Origin of the sequence: Exiguobacterium sp. s36, assembly GCF_018618345.1 — a bacterium.
Taxonomy (GTDB): domain Bacteria; phylum Bacillota; class Bacilli; order Exiguobacteriales; family Exiguobacteriaceae; genus Exiguobacterium; species Exiguobacterium chiriqhucha.
Genome location: NZ_JACSLW010000007.1, coordinates 69613 through 88671, shown reverse-complemented (window position 1 = coordinate 88671; position 19059 = coordinate 69613). Strand labels below are relative to the sequence as shown.

The following is a 19059-nucleotide window of genomic DNA, read 5'->3' as shown; positions in this document are numbered from 1 at the left end:
AAAGGATATATGAATCATTCACTTGAGTATTCATCTAGCTTAAATGGAGCATCATTTTTACTTTTTGAATTAAAAAAAGCAGCCGAACTACAAGAACAAGGTTTAAGTGAGAACGAAATACGTTTAAAAGTCATGAATGACAACTATTTTCAGTTTGAAAATAAAGGACGTATTAATCGCACACTACCTACCATCATGCGCAGATTAAAAGTGCTTGATGAGACACTACGTCATTTTCTTTTGCATGGTTCTTTGGAAGATGCGAAGGTCGTCAATTTATACTCGGTTATGAAGACAGATCGTCTCTTTTACGAATTTATGAGTGAAGTAGTAGGAGATAAATTTTCCTCAAACAATCCTTCAATTGAAAAGAGAGACTTGAATTTATTTTTTGCTACGAAGGCGGAAAGTAGTACTGTAGTTGCAGGATGGAGTGTAATCAATGCTCAAAAATTAAAGCGAGCAATGATGCAAGTATTATTTGAGAGTGGATTGTTAAAAACAAGACAAGGTACAGAATTGAATCCGCTTTGGGTAGAGCCGAGTCTGAAATCACACCTCATCGCAATCGGAGACAAAGAATATTTACGAGCAATAGGAGAAAGTATATGAAATCAATTGATGCAAGACTAGGAGAAATTATTCCGAAGATGAAGGAATCAAAATTCATTGAAGGAAGAGGCTTAGGAAATGAAATTAGTTTTTACGTTTTTGATTACGAGCCTGAATATGAATTAAAAGTACGTGATTACGTAAGAGTGATAAAAAAAACATTTAACTACGACGGGACAGATCGTCAAATACTCGAGTTTGATTTATATGACATGTTAATCGATATCACGAAAGAGAAAAAAATCTTCGACCGAATATTTGAGATGGAAGAAAAACAAGGTCCAGATGCCTTGTTCAAAGCGATGATAACATTTGCGAAGCCTGATATTTTCTTAAACAAAGTTAAAGAACGATTAGAAACTGAATCTATGAACAATCCGGTCATTTTTCTAACGGGTATTGGAAAAGTCTATCCATTTGTTCGCTCCCATACTATTTTAAATAACTTACAAGAAGTTTTAGATAAAACGCCTGTCATTATGTTTTTCCCTGGTACGTATGATGGCCAGTCATTACGTCTGTTTGGGAAATTTAAAGATGATAACTACTATCGAGCTTTTCGATTAGTCGACTAAATCAATAAAGGAGTAATGATATATGCAACTCAAGCAGATGTTTTTAAAAGATATTGAACGCGATATTCGTGGAGTCATTAAAGTCGCACAAACGAATGATTCAGATGTTTATCAAGAATTGGACGAATACGTTGTCACGCAAGAATTACATAAACATTTTTCCAAGTTCTACACTAACTATCAAAAAGGAATAGACGGAAAGACGGACAAGATGGGTGTATGGATTAGTGGTTTCTTTGGATCTGGTAAATCACACTTTCTGAAAATTTTATCGTATTTATTGGAGAATAAACCTGTCCAAGGAAAGTTACCGGTTGATTTTTTTGAACGGAAAATCAATGATCCACTTGTTTATGCCAATATGAAACGCACTGCAAATGTAAAGACTGAAACAGTACTTTTTAATATTGATTCAAAAAGTGGATTGGATAATAAATCGAATAAAGATGCTATACTGCGAGTATTTGTAAATGTGTTTAACGAACATCGCGGCTATGCAGACACACCAGGTGTAGCGGAGATGGAAAAATATCTTGATAAACAGGGCGTCTATGAAAAGTTTAAAGAAGAGTTTGAACGCGTAGCTGGCGAACTATGGACAGAGCGTCGTAATAGCGTTTACTTTGATGGGGATTATATCATCGAAGCGTTAATTAAGTCGGCAGATATGTCAGAGGATACGGCACGGAGTTGGTTTGAAAAATATTTAGATCAAGTTGAAATCAATATTGAGAAATTTGCAAAAGAAGTAAAGCAGTACGTGGATAGTAAAGAATCTAACTTTCATCTTGTATTTTTAGTAGATGAGATTGGACAGTATATCGGAGATAGCAGAGGCCTGATGTTAAATTTGCAAACTGTAGTAGAAGATATCGGAACATATACAGAAGGAAAAGTGTGGATCATCGTTACATCTCAAGAAAGCATCGATTCTATTATAAAAGTGAAAGGAGACGATTTTTCTAGAATTCAAGGACGTACTGATACGCGTCTTTCTTTATCTTCAATTTCAGTCGATGAAGTCATCAAAAAACGGATTCTAGAAAAGCAGCCCTATGTGATTGATCAACTACGTGCTGATTACCCAAACAAGAGTGCCATCTTAAAAAACTTGATTAGCTTCCGGGAAAGTACGGCCGACTTACGTGGTTATCGAGATGACGTAGAGTTTGCAGAAGTTTATCCGTTCGTTCCTTATCAATTTAAACTACTTCAAAATGTATTCGAACAAGTCCGTCGTCATGGTTCTTCTGGGAAACACTTATCAGAAGGAGAACGATCGATGTTGTCTGCGTTCAAAGAAGCAGCTCTTCGTTACAAAGACAGCGAGGATGGATCGCTAATTCCGTTTTATGCTTTTTACGACACGATTAATGAGTTTTTAAATCCGTCTATTTCACGTGTGATTGAAGGAGCACGTCAAAATCCAGCATTAATGGATGACGAATTTAACGTCGATTTGTTGAAAGTTCTATTCATGGTCAAATACGTGAAAGAGCTCCCAGCAAACTTAGACAATATTTCTACGTTAATGGTGACACGTATTGATGAAGACAAACTTGAATTAAAAGAGAAGATTAAAGCTTCACTTCTTAGACTGAGATCACAAACGTTGATTGGTAAAAACGGTGATGACTACATTTTCCTTACTGACGATGAACAAGATATTAACCGCGATATCAAACAACTTCAGATAGATGAGACGCTCATTAAAAGAGAATTGGCGCAATATGTTTTTAGTGAATTATATGACGATAAGCGGTTTGCATATTCGAAAGAATACTCGTTTCCTTTTAATCAAATGATGGATGAAAGACCGCATGGAAATCAAACGGATACGATTGGTGTCAATATTTTGTCTCCGTTGTCAGATTACTATATGAGTGCAGAGCAAGTACTGATGATGTTATCTTCAAGTGCTGATCAATTGATTTTGAAACTTGGCGGCAATGAGTCATATGTAGAAGAAATGGAAGAGGTCTTGCGAATAGAGGAATATCGTAAGAAAAAAAATATTACACAATTACCAGAGAACATTCAAAATATCTTGAATAATAAGCAAGCTGAGGCTCGTGAGCGCCGTCAGCGAGTGAAAACGATGCTCGAAGATGCGATTAAGTCAGGGACTTATTATGTTAACGGAGACAAAATTGAGGTTAAAGGATCTTCGGTTAAAGAAAAAATGAATGTCGCACTGAAACAACTAGTCGATAGTGTTTATACAAAATTGGGATACGTAAAACAGCATGTAGAGAATGAAAAAGAGCTGCATTTTTTACTGACTGACACGACTCAACAAATTTCGCTTGGAGATACGATTCAAGTACATCCAAATGATTTGGCACAACGTGAAGTCACTCAATATATTGATATGCAAAATAATTTAGATAAACAGATTCGGATCAAACTGATTTATGATCGCTTTATGGGTAAGCCAAATGGATGGAAGCAATTAGACATTGCATCTATACTGGTGCAAGCGTTAAAAGAACAACGAATCCGTATTCGCTATAACTCTGAATATTTAGAGCCAGAGAGAGACGTTAATCAGTTGATGACAGTATTCACGAATGTAAAAGAAGCTGATAAATCACTTGTGCTCAAACGAGTTAAAGTAGACGAGGCACTATTACGTGCAGCGCGAAGAATCTGTAAAGAAGTATTCCAAAAACCAGACATAGCTGATGATGAAGATGGCTTGGTAAAAGATATTCGAGGAATCATCGAGGAACAGAGTGAAGAGATTGCAGTATTGAAGGCAAACTATAATGTGAATAAGTATCCAGGTTTTCCTTTGCTACAAAAGGGATTGGAATATTTTAATCAATTTACAAAACAGCTTGATAACGCATCGTTCCTACAAAAACTAAAAGAATTAGAAGAACCATTAGCTGACTGGGAAGAAGATATGACTTACGTGAAGAGTTTCTTTGGGTCGAGTCAACGAGAGATCTTTGATAAAGGATTAAACGGGCTGATGAAATTCAAAGAAAATAAGGCATACCTCATGACTGAAGAAGTAGACCATGCGATGCGTCAATTAGAATTGATTATCAATAACTCAAGCCCTTATAAACAGATTAAAGAGATTCCTGGATTGGTGAACGTACTTCGTCAAGAATTGGAAGCCATTCTGAAAGAGAAAAAAGAAATAGTCATAGAAATACTAGTAGCTGACTTAGAAGAATTAAAGTTGCATTCTGCACAATACGGAGTTTTGCCAGAAACGGGACATCAGATTGAATCGCATTATCTTCAACAAATCAAAGAAGTAGAACAGTACACGGATATCTTTAAAGTTGATGCAGCAAGTGCAAGAAGTCATACGTTTAAAGAACAGAAACTTCAACAAATGAAACGGGAGATTTTAGAATCGCAAGAGCGAGAAAAACGACTTATTAAGGGTAAGGGACAAACTTTCGATCCCCCTGTTCAGCCGTTTACTAAGGTAGAAAAAGTGAGAGTTCAAGAGTTAGTATCCATTAAAACGTTATCATCTGAACAAGATGTAGAGACTTATGTAAATACGTTGTCACGAAAATTAAAAGAGATCATTAGAGCAAATAAACAAATTGAATTTACAGAGTGAAGGTGACTGAGATGAATAAAGGTGCGTTAAAAAAACTCGCAACTGAGGCTCGAAGAGAACTGTTGGAGCGTGTCGAATTGCAGGCACGCAAAATTGGAATCACAAAAGATTTGATTCAAACTGCGAACGTAGAAAGTTCGGATGCCGTTTTTATTGACGGTATCCATCTTTCTCATATTGAAAGAAAACAGCGAAACAAATTGATTGCACGGATTGATGAAATTGGCTTCGAACGTGTGGTGGATGAGACTGCGTATACGTGGTTTAACCGATTCGTTGCGTTGCGTTTTATGGAAGTGAATGAGTACCTTCCGACAAAAGTTCGTGTCCTATCTTCTTCGAATGAAGAGAGTGTAGAACCGGATATGATGATAGAAGCACTCTCACTTGATCTAGAGATGGATAAAGAACGCATCTATGAATTAAAAATGAACAATGACACTGATGGACTTTTCAAATACTTAATTAAAGTACATTGTAATGATTTAAATCGATATATGCCGTTCATGTTTGAGTCGATTGAGGACTATAAGGAAATTTTATTCCCCGAAGGACTACTAGGAAGCGATGCGTTAATTAGTCGTTTAATAAACGTAGAGTTAATCCCTGAAGATGATTGGACAAATATTGAAATAATCGGTTGGCTCTATCAGTATTATATCGCTGAAGAGAAAGATCGCGTGTTTAAAGCAAAAGCGAAATATAAAGCAGAAGAAATTCCATATGCGACGCAACTGTTCACGCCGGATTGGATTGTTCAATATATGGTTCAGAATTCCCTTGGACGTTATTGGACGGAAGCACACCCAGAGCATGAAGATTTGATTAACGATTGGAAATATTTTATTCGTCACGAAGAGGATGATTTTCAAGAAAAAATTGCTCCCTATGTCAATAAAGAATTGAACGTCGAAAGTATTAAATGTTTCGATCCTGCGATGGGAAGCGGACATATTCTTGTTTATATGTTTGACGTGCTTTACGAAATTTATACAAAATGTGGATATATGGAAAGAGAGATTCCTCGTTTAATTATTGAAAATAATTTATATGGACTCGATATCGATGACCGTGCAAATCAGTTGGCAAGTTTTTCTGTTGTAATGAAAGCTTTACAATACAATCGCAGATTTCTCCGAAGTATTGAACGAGAGGGATTGGTACTTAATTTAGCTTCTGTCCAAGAAACAAATGGCTGGACCGAGGAATTGTGTGTTTATTTAGCTGGTGACGAGAGTGGCTCTAATTATGATTCAGTGAAATTATTCATAGAACAATACCAGAATGGAAAAACCTTTGGATCGTTAATTCGTTTATCAGAGACAAATACATTATTCTTTGAAAAAAGACTTAGTGAATTAAAAGAGACTCCAGTCACTAATTTATTTGAAGAACATCATAGAAAGCAAGTTCTAGAAGTACTTCCACTACTAATTCATCAAACTAAGATTATGAGACAACAATATGATGTTGTCGTAATGAATCCACCCTACATGGGATTGGGAAGTATGAACAAGAATCTTTCTGATTTTCTCAAAAAAAAATATCCTGATTCAAAAGCTGATTTATTTGCTGCGTTTATGGAGGTTGATTATTACTTAAAAGAAGATAGTTTTTATGCTGCAATCAATCAACATTCTTGGATGTTTATATCTAGTTTTGAAGAATTAAGAAAAAAAACAATCAAAACTAAACAAATTGATTCTCTTTTACATTTAGGTCCGAGAGCGTTTGAAGAGATTTCTGGAGAAGTAGTCCAATCTTGTACATTTGTGTTAAGAAATCAACGTAATTTGAATATTAATGGAGTTTATTTAAAACTTACAGACGAAAAGAGCTCATTAGAAAAAAGAAATAAAATGCTAGAAATAATTAATAACTATTGTTCTCGATTTTATTTCTCTATCAATCAGTTAGAATTTAAAAAGATTAAAGGTAATCCGATTGCATTTTGGGCTAATGATAAGCATTATGCGGTTTATGAGAAGGCAAAACTACTCAATGAAGTCTCTGATATAAAAAAAGGTTTAGCAACAGGTAATACAAATTTATTTATAAAGTATTGGTTTGAAGTTCCTTATTATAAAATAAGTTTGGAGAAAGAACTTAACAAATGGTACCCATGTCATAAAGGAGGAGGATTTAGGAGGTGGTATGGAAATTTAGAAAAGGTAATAAATTGGTCTGATAATGGCTTCGAAATTAAAAACTATAAAGATAGCAATGGGAAATTAAAATCAAGGCCTCAGAATCTTGAATACATGCTCCAAAAGGGTATTATTTTTTCAAAAATCACTTCGTCTGGCTCGAGTTGTCGCTTAATGTTAGGAAATGAATTTTTCGATGATGCTGTGCAAGGTATTTTTGTAAAAAATAAAGAAATAGATGTAAAATATTTATTAGCCGTATTAAATTCAGCTGTTGTTTCCGAATTTTTAAAAATACTAAACCCTACTTTAAATAAACAAATTTATGATTTGGAAAGAATACCAATACTTATTTCTGACAATTATGACAAAGTGATTGATTTAGCTGATGCTGCGATTAACTTATCTAAGGAGGAATGGGGTGGTAAAGAAACATCATGGGGATTTAAAAGTTTCTTTGAAAAGGATTATACAAGAGAAAAGATTGAAGAGTACTTTGAACGAGTATATAATCAAACTCAAAAAAGAAATATAGAATTACTTGAAATTGAAAAAGAAATTAATAGAATTTTGTTAGATACTTATAAAATTAATATTGAAGAGACAAGTGTTTCTAATAACATAATAAAGAATGAAAAGAAAAAAGAGTTTGCCTTTGAATTAATTTCTTATTTTATAGGTATAGTATTTGGGCGTTATTCACTCGATGAAGAAGGAATAATTTATGCGGGTGGAGAATTTGATTTTTCTCGTTATATTATCTTTCCTCCCGACGAAGATAATATTTTGCCGATTTTACCAGACGCATACTTTGAGGATGATATTGTTGCAAAATTTGTTGAATTTGTTCGAATCACGTTCAGTGAAAAAACTTTAGAAGAAAATTTGAATTTTATTGCAGAAGCACTTGGACGTAAAGTGAATGATACGTCAAGAGAGACGCTAAGACGCTACTTCCTACATGAATTTTATAAAGATCATGTACAAACTTATAAAAGAATTCCGATTTATTGGCTATTCACATCTGGAAAAGAGAAAGCATTCAACTGTCTCGTATATATACATCGTTATGATAAAACCACTCTTTCGAGAATTCGTACTGATTATCTTCATGATGTACAAAATCGCATGGATACAGAGAAAAAAGATTTCCTTGCAATAATTGAAGGAAATCACCCAACCAAAGAAGTTAGCAATGCGAAGAAAATGCTAAAATCTCTCGATAAGAAAATTGATGAGTTGAAGGATTATGATGAATTACTACATCACCTAGCAGACCAACAACTTGAAATTGATTTGGATGACGGGGTAAAAGTAAACTATGAGCAATTTAAAGGATTAGTGGCGAAAATTTAATGTGAAAGTAAAGAAAAAGTGTCTGTGTATTTTACACAGGCACTTTATATTCGTTTAGACTTGAAGAATACAAGACAATAGGTAAACGAAGGAACATACAAAGAGGCTAATAAATTTATAGCTTTTAATCGATAAATTAATTATGAAAGTACAAGGTGAGTAATATGAATTTAACTCAAATCGTCTCTACCTTAAATGAATTATTTCAAGAACCATTAAAAGATGGAGAGACGCGAAAAATAATATTTTGGATTGATAAAGACCAAGAGTTTCTAGAAGACATTAACCAACTTCATATCGATGATGTGCAAGTGCATGTATTAACAGAAAATAATCAGTTTTATTCGAAATATTTGCTCGAGAAAGAACAACCAAATACTTCGTATTTAATTTATACCTCACTTGAACTTGGGACAGAGAACAATTGGTTAGCAGATACGATGTATTATGCGAAAGCATTTTACGCTGATCGTGTCTCGCTTATTTTAAGTGAGCTCAAAATCGACTCATCTTTCCGAGGTGTTGTCAAAAAACATGAACGCTTCTTCCTCAACAAAGAACGCTATCGTAAGTTTCAAGCACTTGGGATTGAGACTTACGATGAAGAATTGATTGAGTTGGCAGTTATGAGTGTTCTATGTAACGTTAAAATCCCTAATGTTGAAGAAGTGTTAAAAGCCGTTCTACTCGATACATTAGAAGATAATGAAAATAAATATTTGCTGCAACTCGACAAATTTTTTAATACGGATATTTTCTGGGAATACGTCTCTAAACAGTATGGATACGAACGTGAGACGCCGTCGCTTAAAACGTTATTTATCCATTTAGCAGTGACTGCATTTAGTCATTCAATTAATGAGCAGTATTTAACAAACATCGATGCATTTATAGCAAAACGCAATCGCACGAATTGTTTAGTATTCATCGACCATTGGATGCATCATCGAACTGATAATGTAGTGTTCGAACGGTATATCAAAACGGTGGAAGATGAAATTCAATTAACTCAATTATTACAACACATGCCAATCGATGAATTTAAAAAGGCTGATACGTTCCCGTCTATCGACCAAGCTATCATTCTTTATATCGCGAACGGTCTTTTGGAAAAACGCGAGGATTATGATGCTTATATTAAATTGATTCAGTTAAGACGAGCTAAACATTATTATCTTCAATTTAAAAATGTGTATGAAGGGCTCTTCTATGCAGTCAAGATGAAAGAATTTTATAAGACGCATCAACAGGCACTTTCGATTAAACCAGCAATTGATTTGTTTAAAGAATATCAAACAATCTACTATCAAATGGATACCTACTATCGCAAATTCTATGTAGTATTTGACGCGAAGAGTAATGATGAAATCCTCATGAAATTAAAAGAAATGGTAGAGCATCTCTACACACATTGGTTCATGGGAGATTTGAATGTCCACTGGTCTCAAGCTGTGAGAGCAGAGTTGACTGAACAATGGTCGTTACCGGGTGTGATGAATCAACAACAATTTTATTCATCAATGGTTGCCCCTTCTATTCGAAAAGGAGATCGCGTCTTCGTGATTATTTCTGACGCGTTTCGATATGAGATTGGGGTTGAACTTGCAGAGAGATTGAATAGTGAGACGTTAGGGACATGTGAAATACAATCCATGTTAGGAGTTGTCCCGTCTGTCACCAAACTAGGCATGGCATCTTTACTCCCACACCACACACTGGATATGAATCCAAAAGGTCAGGTTTACGTGAACGGGCAAAATGCTTCAGGATTAGAAAACCGAAGAGCCATTCTTGAGTCGACAGTAACCGATAGTATGGCAATTCATTATCAAAAGATGATGAATATGAATAAGGCAAGTCGTCGTGAGACATTTAAAGGTAAAAAGTTGATTTATATTTATCACGACAGTATTGATGCGATGGGAGATAAAGCATCAACTGAGATGTACACATTTGAAGCAGTGGAAAAAGCGTTAAATGAATTGTCTGCTTTGATCAAGATGATTCGTGATGATTTGTCAGGGACGAATATTTTAATTACTGCCGACCATGGATTCTTGTACCAGCGCCAACCTTTAGAACAAAGTGACAAGATCGAGAAAATACAAGTTGACATGATTGAAACAAAACATCGTTATGCGTTGTCTACTGTGAAAACAGAAGTCGCAGGTCAAATCACAATTGATTTGAATTCGGTTATTAAAAATGAAAACAGTCTCATCGCATACGTACCAAACGGGTCACTTCGAAACCGAATGCAAGGATCTGGAGTGAATTTCAACCATGGTGGGGTAAGTCTTCAAGAAGTCATGGTGCCTTTGTTGTCATACAAAAACAAACGGAGCGGTCAAAAAGATACGAAACAAATCACGAAAGTTGATATTAAACTGACGAGTACAGCTAATAAAATCACGAACAGTATCTTTACGTTGAATTTCTTCCAAACGGAAAAAGTTGAAGAGAAAACAAAGTCACGTACTGTTGTCATTTATATGGCCGATCAGGAAGGTAACGTGCTTTCGAACGAAGAAACAGTCATTGGGGACCGTGTATCAAGTGATCCAATGGAACGAACATTTAAACTTCAATTTGTTTTGAAAGGCAAAACGTACGATCGGAATCAATCGTATAACTTGATCATTAAAGATACAGAAACAGGGGTAGTGACAGAACGAGTTCCGTTTACAATTAATTTAGGAATTGTCAGTGACTTTGATTTTTAATGTGCGAGGAGGGAGGAGATGGAAGAAACGATGTCAGTGAATCTTGATCAGAAATTAAATGAGGCGTTTGCCGGTCGAGTTGTTCGGAAAGATTTAACGAAATTGATCAAAGAAGGAGCCAACGTTCCTGTTTATGTACTAGAGTATTTACTTGGGATGTACTGTGCGACGGACGATGAAGCAAGTATTCGGGATGGTATTGAACGAGTAAAGAAAATTCTTTCGGACAATTTTGTGAGACCAGATGAGGCAGAGAAAGTGAAGTCACGGATTCGAGAGATTGGTCAATATTCAATCATCGATAAAGTAACCGTCGCGTTGAATCCAAAACTTGATGTGTATGAAGCCGAGTTCTCCAATTTAGGATTAAAGGGTGTACCTGTCCCGTCATCCTTTGTAAAAGAGTTCGATAAGCTGCTAGTCGGTGGGATTTGGTGCATGATTAAAATTGACTATTTTTACGATGAAGAAGCACGCAATAAGAGTCCGTTCAGTGTGAGCAACTTGCAGCCGATTCAAATGCCGAATATGGATATTAATGAAGTGTTTGAAGGGAGAGAGAAGTTCACAAAAACTGAATGGATTGATGTCTTGATCCGTTCGACTGGTATGGAGCCAACGCAACTTGAGGAACGAGTGAAGTGGCATTTGTTGCTTCGTCTCGTCCCACTCGTGGAGAACAACTATAACTTATGTGAGCTTGGACCTCGTGGCACTGGGAAGTCTCATGTATATAAGGAAATCTCACCAAACTCGATTTTGGTATCAGGTGGGCAGTCAACAGTCGCCAACCTATTTTACAATATGTCGAGTCGGAAAATTGGGCTCGTCGGAATGTGGGACTGTGTCGCGTTTGATGAAGTTGCGGGGATTCGATTTAAAGACAAAGATGGCATTCAAATTATGAAAGACTATATGGCATCTGGCTCGTTCGCTCGAGGGAAAGAAGAGAAAAATGCTAGTGCGTCGATGGTATTCGTCGGGAATATCAATCAGAGTGTCGACGTCTTGTTGAAGACGTCTCACTTATTCGCGCCGTTCCCCGAGGAAATGGCGAATGATACGGCTTTCTTCGATCGGATGCATTATTACTTACCTGGATGGGAAATTCCTAAAATGCGACCAGATTTCTTCACGAATAAATACGGATTCATCGTGGATTATATTGCTGAGTTTTTCCGAGAAATGCGAAAGCGTTCGTTTGCAGATAGTATTGACTTGTACTATCGCCTCGGTAATAACTTAAATCAGCGTGACACGATTGCGGTTCGTAAAACAGTTTCGGGATTAATGAAGTTGATTTATCCCCATGGCGAATATACGAGAGCTGATGTCGAAGAAGTTCTGAAATATGCGCTTGAGGGGCGTCGCCGTGTTAAAGAGCAGTTGAAGAAAATTGGAGGCATGGAGTTTTACGATGTCATGTTCTCCTATCTCGACAAAGAGACAATGGCGGAAGAGTACGTATCCGTACCTGAACAAGGAGGCGGCAAGCTTATTCCAGAAGGGATGGGAAAACCAGGTCACGTTTATGTCGTCGGACAAAGTGATTCTGGTATGATTGGCATCTATAAATTAGAGAACCAAGTCGTAAGCGGCACAGGTAAGTTTGATAAGTCTGGTGTCGGGGCACATCGCGGAGCGCGTGAAAGCCTAGATACAGCGTTTCGTTACTTTACATCAAACAGTAAGACGATTAGTAATACCATTAGCACGAAAACGAGAGATTATTTGATGCATATTAGCGACCTACAGGGAATCGGTCTGACAAGTGAGCTGGCGATTGCTGAGTTGATTGGGCTCTGCTCTGGGGCACTCGAGAAACCAGTGCAAGAATCGACCGTGATCATTGGCAATATGACAGTCGGAGGCACTATCGCAAAAGTATCGGAATTCGCAAACGTACTGCAGGTTTGTGTAGATGCGGGTGCGAAAAAAGTGTTAATTCCAGCAGCGTCTGTGATGGACTTACAAACCGTCCCGCCTGATTTGTTAGTTAAAGTGCAACCAGTGTTTTACTCTGATCCGACCGATGCAGTGTTTAAGGCGTTAGGGGTACATTAATTTTCCCAAGCTATGACGAAATGTCGTAGCTTTTTTGTATACAAAAGATTTATTTGTAATTTAAAGGGTGTATAATTTCAATAATAACAAAATGTTCAATTATTTAATTAATATTGGAGGTATTGATTATGGAGATAACGAAAGAGGAAAAAGACTTGGCCGAAAAATTGAAATTTTGGGAAGAACAAGATCAAATTAATCAGGCATTAATTCCAAGAGTAATTAAAAATCATGAAATGATTACAGATTTGACAAAGCAACTCGATCAAAATTTTAAAGCGGTTGTTCTTCTTGAAGAAAAAATTGAAGAGTTGAATAAAAAAATAGACGTAAATCAGAATAATGGTAATGAAGACAACAATGAGAAGAAATTTGATTTACTTTCTTTCATCGGAGTAATTATTGCAATCACTATATCGCTAGTTGGCATATTTGTGTGATCTCATATGGAATCCATTAAATTATTAAATGAATTAGAGCGTTTACCTAAAACAGAAACGATTAGTGGTGATGACTTTAAATTTCAGGCATTTAATACTCTAGAAAGTTTAAAAAATAGAGATGTGATGCTCGAGGCAGGTATTCAATCAGGCTTGGCGGGATATCAGTTATTAGAGTTAAGAAATGTTCCAGACGGGTTAAGCAAATCATTTGAGCTGCAATACCCCAGACTTTTTGAAAATGGTACTTCACTATATAGTAAATACGTAGAATTGGAGAATTCGGGAGAGCAATCGGTACAAGGGTTAATCAATGGTCTAAAAGGTAAATATTTTGAGCAACATGTACATGAGCAGTTATCAGGTCAATATCCGGAATATAAATTTCAAATAGCTGAACTTAGTAATCAGCCTATTTGGGACATAAGAGGAATACACAACGACACAGGTGAAGAACTCTTTATTCAAGTCAAAATGATGAATTCAAAACGTGTTCACGATTTAAAAGAGATTATGAAAGAAAACCCAGATATATATTATGCAACTAGTACGGAAATTAGAGAAAAAATTTTGGAACATAGCCCGGAGTTGATGGAACAATTTATACCCATTGATATATCAGAATATACTTTCACTCAAGAAGTCGAAGAAGGACTTGCATTGTTAGCTGGTAACTACGGATTGGATTTACCTGATAAAGTATTTGAATTAGTCGATTTTGCACCAGAAATAATGTTAGGTGTCCGCACGTTATTCGACATTGCTCAAGTTCAAAGAGATTTTGGGCAAGTTAAAACAACAGATAAAAGTAGATTAGCTGCAGCGAAAGTTCTTATTCTAATTTCAAAATTTGGAGTAAACGTATTTTTTGTAAAGATTGGTTCATTAGCAGGCTTTGCTGTTCATCCAGTTGCGGGAGTAGCTGGAGGATTTACTGGGTATATTGTTGCCAGAAAAATTAATAAAGAGATCGCACCACACTCGTTAAAATTGGCGTATCAATTATTACAATTATCCGAAACAGATATATTCTATTTCAAAAATTTTGAAAGGATAAATCGACTTTTGCTCGAGTACTATGCACTAAAAAGTCAATCTAATTTAATAGCAAAAGACCACTGACGCTTTTATGAAGAAATGTCAGTGGTCTAATAGTAATTATTCGGAATACAACCGTATCGGCTCAATCCCCATTTCCTCAAGCAACGTCCATAACGGCTCCATCGCTTGATCCGCATCGCGGTAGAAATGGCGACCGCGGACGCGCCAGAACGTCCAACCGGCCCGTTCCAGTACTTTTTGACGGAACATATCTTGCTCGTATACGTCAGGACCGTGCCAACGCTCGCCGTCACATTCAACAGCTAGGCGGTTCGATTCACCTTCGACGACGAGGTCGATGCGATAACCGTTCACTTGAACTTGCGGGCGGACGAGGTAACCTCGGTTCGTCAAACGTTTATACACTTCTTCTTCAAATGGAGAGTCGAACAAGGGTTGGACTGCTTCGAATGACTCTTGATCACCGAGCGGATTCTGGCAGTAGTTGACCAGTTTATAGCGCATACAGTTCTGATTGCCGATGTCTTGCAGTGTCACGGAATGGAACAAAATCATTTGATCCCGAGCTCGACTCGCCGCGACGTTGAAGCGCTGGCTGTCGGTCTCTTTCGTGAGTGCCGCAAAACGACGGTTTGGTGCGACGACGAGTGACAGCAACATGACGTCACGCTCATCACCTTGGAACGTATAGGCGTCACCGAATCGGACGTTGTGCTCAATCAGCTTGTCGATGCCAATCAAGTCGGTCGCCATCCGTTCGATTTGATCCGTCTGTGCTTTTCCAAGGAGTGAAATCACCCCGAACGTCCGCTTCGCGTAGCGTGGATCGTCAATCAACTGCTTCAAGTGAGCGACGAGCGCTTTCGCTTCCGGAACGTTGAACTTGTCTTTCGTCGTTTCAGCGACGTTCCCGTCCTCGACAAAGACGCTCTGCACCGCCGGCGTCAACCGTTCAGCACGTTGCGGGAGTCGGAGTGGGACGATGCGGCCTTCATACACATGGGCGTTGCTGAAGCCGATGATTTCCGGTACGCAACGGAAGTGTTCACGAAGCCCGACCGTCGCACTGAACTTGACCGAGGCAAGGTCGTATAGACTCGATGAGCCATCGAACAACGTCATCGTCGTATCATTCCCGAAGTATGTCTTCTTCTTCTCTTGGATCGCATTTTGGTCTTGGAACGTCGTCGGACTGATTTGACGATCATCTCCGACGATAATGGCTTTTCGAGCACGCGACAGGAGTGAAATCGCGTCCATCGTACTTTGTGAGCTCTCGTCAAAGATGATGACATCGAACAGCTCGTCGATTTCTTTGAACGATTCGAGAACGCGGTTCACCGGCATGATCCAAACTGGGATCGCGTCTTGGGCCGCAGCCATTTGACGGGCGGCTTCCCGCTTATGACGAGCCGCATGTTTCCCAGTGCCTTTCCCGATTTGGCGAATCAACTTCGCCCAACTGTTCAAACGTTCTTGTTTCGACGGTGTCATCCGCGTCAGCTGCTCTTTCCACGCATATGTCGCACACAAGTCCGCCGTTGCTTTTCCTTCCTCTTTCTCCAATCGTTTCATCTTCTCCCGATAATCGTCGTCACTTAGTGCTTCAAGTAACGTCAAGACACGTGCTACTTTCCAATCGAGTTCGAACGTCTGAAGTTGAAGCGTCGGAGCAGTCCCGTCGTAAAACGCGTTCAACCAACCTGGCGCGACTTGTTTGAAGCGCTCTGTTAGTTCTTTTAGGCGTGTCGCTTTCGTGTTTTGTTGTTCGAGTAATGCCAACTCTTCAATGGACTGTGTGTAACGTCCGGCATCCCAAGTTTGCACCGCTTGCTTGAGACGTAACGCCGCAGGATGGATGTGCGTGTCATGGATGAGTGAAAGATAAGACGTCTGGATTGTCTGTAGCTCCTTCATCTCATCGAGCGCCAGCGAGGCATCTAGCTCTTGTTTAGCTTGCGCCAACCAAGCTTTCTCATAGCGGAACCGTTCGTTGTACAGACGGAAAGTCGGAGCCAATGACTCGTTGTACGTCACAAAGACAGCTTTCCATTCACGGAGCGCATAAAGCGCCGTCCGATAAGACGAAAATTCAGGCGTCTCTAACTCGAGCTCAAAGTGTTCACACGCGTATTTGAAACGACGTGATAATGTCGTCAACGATGACTTCAATTCATTAAATTGTTTCAACAGTTGAAGGTCGGCACTCGATTGCGGAGCCTTCCCGTCAATTTTGGTTTCATCGAGTAAGACGGCATATTTTTTACGTTTCGTCAGTTTGAAGAAAAAGCCGTCGGTCTTTCCTTCGTCTAAAACCGGACCGAGTTCGTCAGCGAGCGTCCATACATCATTCGGTAAAGTAGATGGCAATTCGATGTCGTGGACGGCGAGTTTACGCTCCAACGACTCGAGTGCTTTGACGTCGCGTTCAAACGTCTGACAGTCTTCTTCACATTGCACTTCATCGCTTCGATGGGTGGCCCAGTAGCTGTACCGTTCACGTAGCCACTCGGGTTGACGATCAAATGACTCGAGCAACGTCTGAATATGGTCTCGTGTCTGTTGACGAAGTGACGTCGATTTTTCCTGTAACCATGACGCAGCGGCCTGCGTCTGTTCGAGAGCGGCGAGTTGTTCGTAACGACCGCTTTCGGCTAAGAACGTTTCAAGGGACGGAAGCGTTGTCGTCGCTGGATAGGTCGTCACATTCGGTCCTTGGTTGAGCATTTCCCGTTCTGCCATGAGTTGATAGAAGTCCGCCAATTCATCAGCCGTCAGCGGACAAGTGTCTGTCAATATGGGGAGCGGAAGCTGCATCGTGACTTTTTGTTCGCTCGTCCATTTCGCCCAATCGGTCGGTGAACGCGTCTCATCGAGATATGGAATCACTGTATGCTCGCTAGCGGCTTGCTCAATCATTTTCCGACGCAGACGGGCAATCTCTTCACGTGTCTCATACAACTTTTGTTGCTTTTGTGTTCCTGTCTTCTCTAATTCCGAAGCGGTCGTGCGATTCAAGTACGAGGCAATCTCTTGGAGTGAACTTTCCGTCTGCTTTGTCGTCTTTGAATCTGATCCAAGGACGGATACCGCGAGCTGGCGAATTTGGGCCGGGAGTTTATCACGTAAGACGTTCAACGCATGTTCCTTTTCACTGGTGACGAGGACGCGTTTTCCGTGTGCAAGTAAATGCGAAATCAAGTTTGAAATCGTGTGACTCTTCCCGGTGCCAGGGGGGCCTTGTACGACGACACCGGCATGGTTACTCAATTGACTTAAAATGCGTTTTTGTTCTTCATTATATGGAAGCGGGAAGAGAATCTCTTCACCGACCGGCTTCCACGTGTCACGATCAAGCGCGTCAAGCGCGTGGATTTCTTCGTCGTTCGACGTCAAAAACTGTTGCAAGGCAGGTGAAGGTGATAGACCGTTTTCGATCAACGTGGCCAAGTTCTCATGTTCTTCGACCCACGCATGGGCAGACTTCTTGCGAACGTATAAGCGCATGCCGGGCATTGCATAGACGGTTGCGATTTCGCCATAGGCGTGGTCGTCATTCAACAGCTTCAATACACGCTCGGACTGCTCTTTTAATTCAGTTTCGACCCATGGTTTGAAGTCGAAAGTGAGCTCTTCTTTAAAATCGACTTCGTATCGGGATAGTTCAGATGACATCCAAACATGGTCACGGTCGAGCATATCAAGTTCGAGTTTCGTCGGTATGGCTGACGCTTCGATGCGGAACAGACTCTTCTCTTGATCGAACTCGAGTACGGCTGCTCGTGTGAACAACGGCCGTTCGACTTTGTCATTCGGCCAGTGCAACATCCCGAATGAATAGACAAGTTCATATGTATCGCTCTCAGTCGAGAGAAGTTGCATCGTCCGATACATCGTGTCGTATAATTTTCGAGCAGACTCGTGTGCTTTTTTCTCTTGTTCCCAAGTTTCAATCGAGGTTAAAAAGTCATTGAACGTCGCGTCGAATTTTTCAGGAAACAATTCTGTCCGTTTATACGTTTCGCCTTCTTGGAGAACGTAGGCGTACAACTCTCGCGGAAGACTTGGTCGCTTCTCTGCGAATGGTGCGAGAAAATGAATTTCAATAGAGAGCTCCTCTTCTTGGGTGACGCGAACGTTCGGATACGTTGACGCCTCGGGAGATAAAAGGAGTTCATAACTTTTTGTATTGGTTTCAGTGCGAATATCCATCCGTTTGACAGCTGCTAAAAACTTAAATAAATCAGCTGTCTTTTGTTGGGTTGTTGCGTTCATGGTTAAATCCTTCTTTCTTCAAAAACGATGATGTGACAGTCGTCTCATTCCAAACATAGGGAATGTTTCCCGTCTATTTAGGAATCAATTAACATTATAACGCCCGTTTCAAAAGAAAGGGAGATAAAAATTATACTAGGTGGTAGTTGTTTCTAATTTTGATTCAAGAATTTACCTCGTTCGTTAAAATAGCGCAATCTATAGACTATACGATTT

9 protein-coding genes are annotated in these 19059 nt (G+C 39.1%); 8 read left to right on the top strand and 1 reads right to left on the bottom strand.

Annotation, left to right across the window (positions count from 1 at the left end):
* The first annotated feature begins 9 nt into the window (after positions 1–9).
* The 8 genes from KNP95_RS13410 (at position 10) to KNP95_RS13375 (ending at position 14628) form a co-directional block, all read left to right on the top strand.
* Entirely contained in the window at positions 10–612 is a 603-nt protein-coding gene (locus tag KNP95_RS13410) for a DUF1819 family protein (RefSeq protein ID WP_214837752.1), read from the top strand.
* On the top strand, positions 609–1187 hold the full coding sequence (locus KNP95_RS13405) for a DUF1788 domain-containing protein (protein ID WP_214837749.1): 579 nt from the start codon (positions 609–611) through the stop codon (positions 1185–1187). The genes KNP95_RS13410 and KNP95_RS13405 overlap by 4 nt, the downstream gene beginning before the upstream one ends.
* 22 nt (positions 1188–1209) lie before the next feature.
* Positions 1210–4776, top strand: coding sequence for a BREX system P-loop protein BrxC (gene brxC, locus KNP95_RS13400; protein WP_214837746.1), 3567 nt, complete (start codon positions 1210–1212; stop codon positions 4774–4776).
* Positions 4777–4787: 11 nt separating this feature from the next.
* The gene (gene pglX, locus KNP95_RS13395; RefSeq protein WP_214837743.1) at positions 4788–8279 is read left to right on the top strand and encodes a BREX-1 system adenine-specific DNA-methyltransferase PglX; all 3492 of its coding nucleotides are present in this window, start codon (positions 4788–4790) and stop codon (positions 8277–8279) included.
* A gap of 164 nt (positions 8280–8443) precedes the next feature.
* The gene (gene pglZ, locus KNP95_RS13390) at positions 8444–11002 is read left to right on the top strand and encodes a BREX-1 system phosphatase PglZ type A (RefSeq protein ID WP_214837740.1); all 2559 of its coding nucleotides are present in this window, start codon (positions 8444–8446) and stop codon (positions 11000–11002) included.
* A gap of 18 nt (positions 11003–11020) precedes the next feature.
* Complete coding sequence (gene brxL, locus KNP95_RS13385) at positions 11021–13066, top strand: protease Lon-related BREX system protein BrxL (RefSeq protein WP_214837737.1); 2046 nt, start codon at positions 11021–11023, stop codon at positions 13064–13066.
* Between the two features lie 128 nt (positions 13067–13194).
* Positions 13195–13506: a hypothetical protein gene (locus KNP95_RS13380; protein WP_214786065.1), complete on the top strand. Its 312-nt coding sequence runs from the start codon at positions 13195–13197 to the stop codon at positions 13504–13506.
* 6 nt (positions 13507–13512) lie between these two features.
* Positions 13513–14628 carry a DUF456 domain-containing protein gene (locus KNP95_RS13375; RefSeq protein ID WP_214837734.1) on the top strand — a complete coding sequence of 372 codons (1116 nt, stop codon included), beginning with the start codon at positions 13513–13515 and terminating at the stop codon, positions 14626–14628.
* A 36-nt stretch (positions 14629–14664) separates the two neighbouring features.
* Here KNP95_RS13375 and KNP95_RS13370 read toward each other — a convergent pair whose 3' ends face one another.
* Positions 14665–18843 (bottom strand): AAA domain-containing protein, encoded by a 4179-nt coding sequence (locus KNP95_RS13370; RefSeq protein WP_214837731.1) that lies wholly within the window; start codon positions 18841–18843, stop codon positions 14665–14667.
* Positions 18844–19059 lie beyond the last annotated feature (216 nt).

What these genes read in the sequence shown, in the direction of transcription:
- KNP95_RS13410 (WP_214837752.1), top strand. Translation starts at nt 10, where the DNA reads ATGAATCATTCACTTGAGTATTCATCTAGCTTAAATGGAGCATCATTT.
- KNP95_RS13405 (WP_214837749.1), top strand. Translation starts at nt 609, where the DNA reads ATGAAATCAATTGATGCAAGACTAGGAGAAATTATTCCGAAGATGAAG.
- brxC (WP_214837746.1), top strand. Translation starts at nt 1,210, where the DNA reads ATGCAACTCAAGCAGATGTTTTTAAAAGATATTGAACGCGATATTCGT.
- pglX (WP_214837743.1), top strand. Translation starts at nt 4,788, where the DNA reads ATGAATAAAGGTGCGTTAAAAAAACTCGCAACTGAGGCTCGAAGAGAA.
- pglZ (WP_214837740.1), top strand. Translation starts at nt 8,444, where the DNA reads ATGAATTTAACTCAAATCGTCTCTACCTTAAATGAATTATTTCAAGAA.
- brxL (WP_214837737.1), top strand. Translation starts at nt 11,021, where the DNA reads ATGGAAGAAACGATGTCAGTGAATCTTGATCAGAAATTAAATGAGGCG.
- KNP95_RS13380 (WP_214786065.1), top strand. Translation starts at nt 13,195, where the DNA reads ATGGAGATAACGAAAGAGGAAAAAGACTTGGCCGAAAAATTGAAATTT.
- KNP95_RS13375 (WP_214837734.1), top strand. Translation starts at nt 13,513, where the DNA reads ATGGAATCCATTAAATTATTAAATGAATTAGAGCGTTTACCTAAAACA.
- KNP95_RS13370 (WP_214837731.1), bottom strand. Translation starts at nt 18,843, where the DNA reads ATGAACGCAACAACCCAACAAAAGACAGCTGATTTATTTAAGTTTTTA.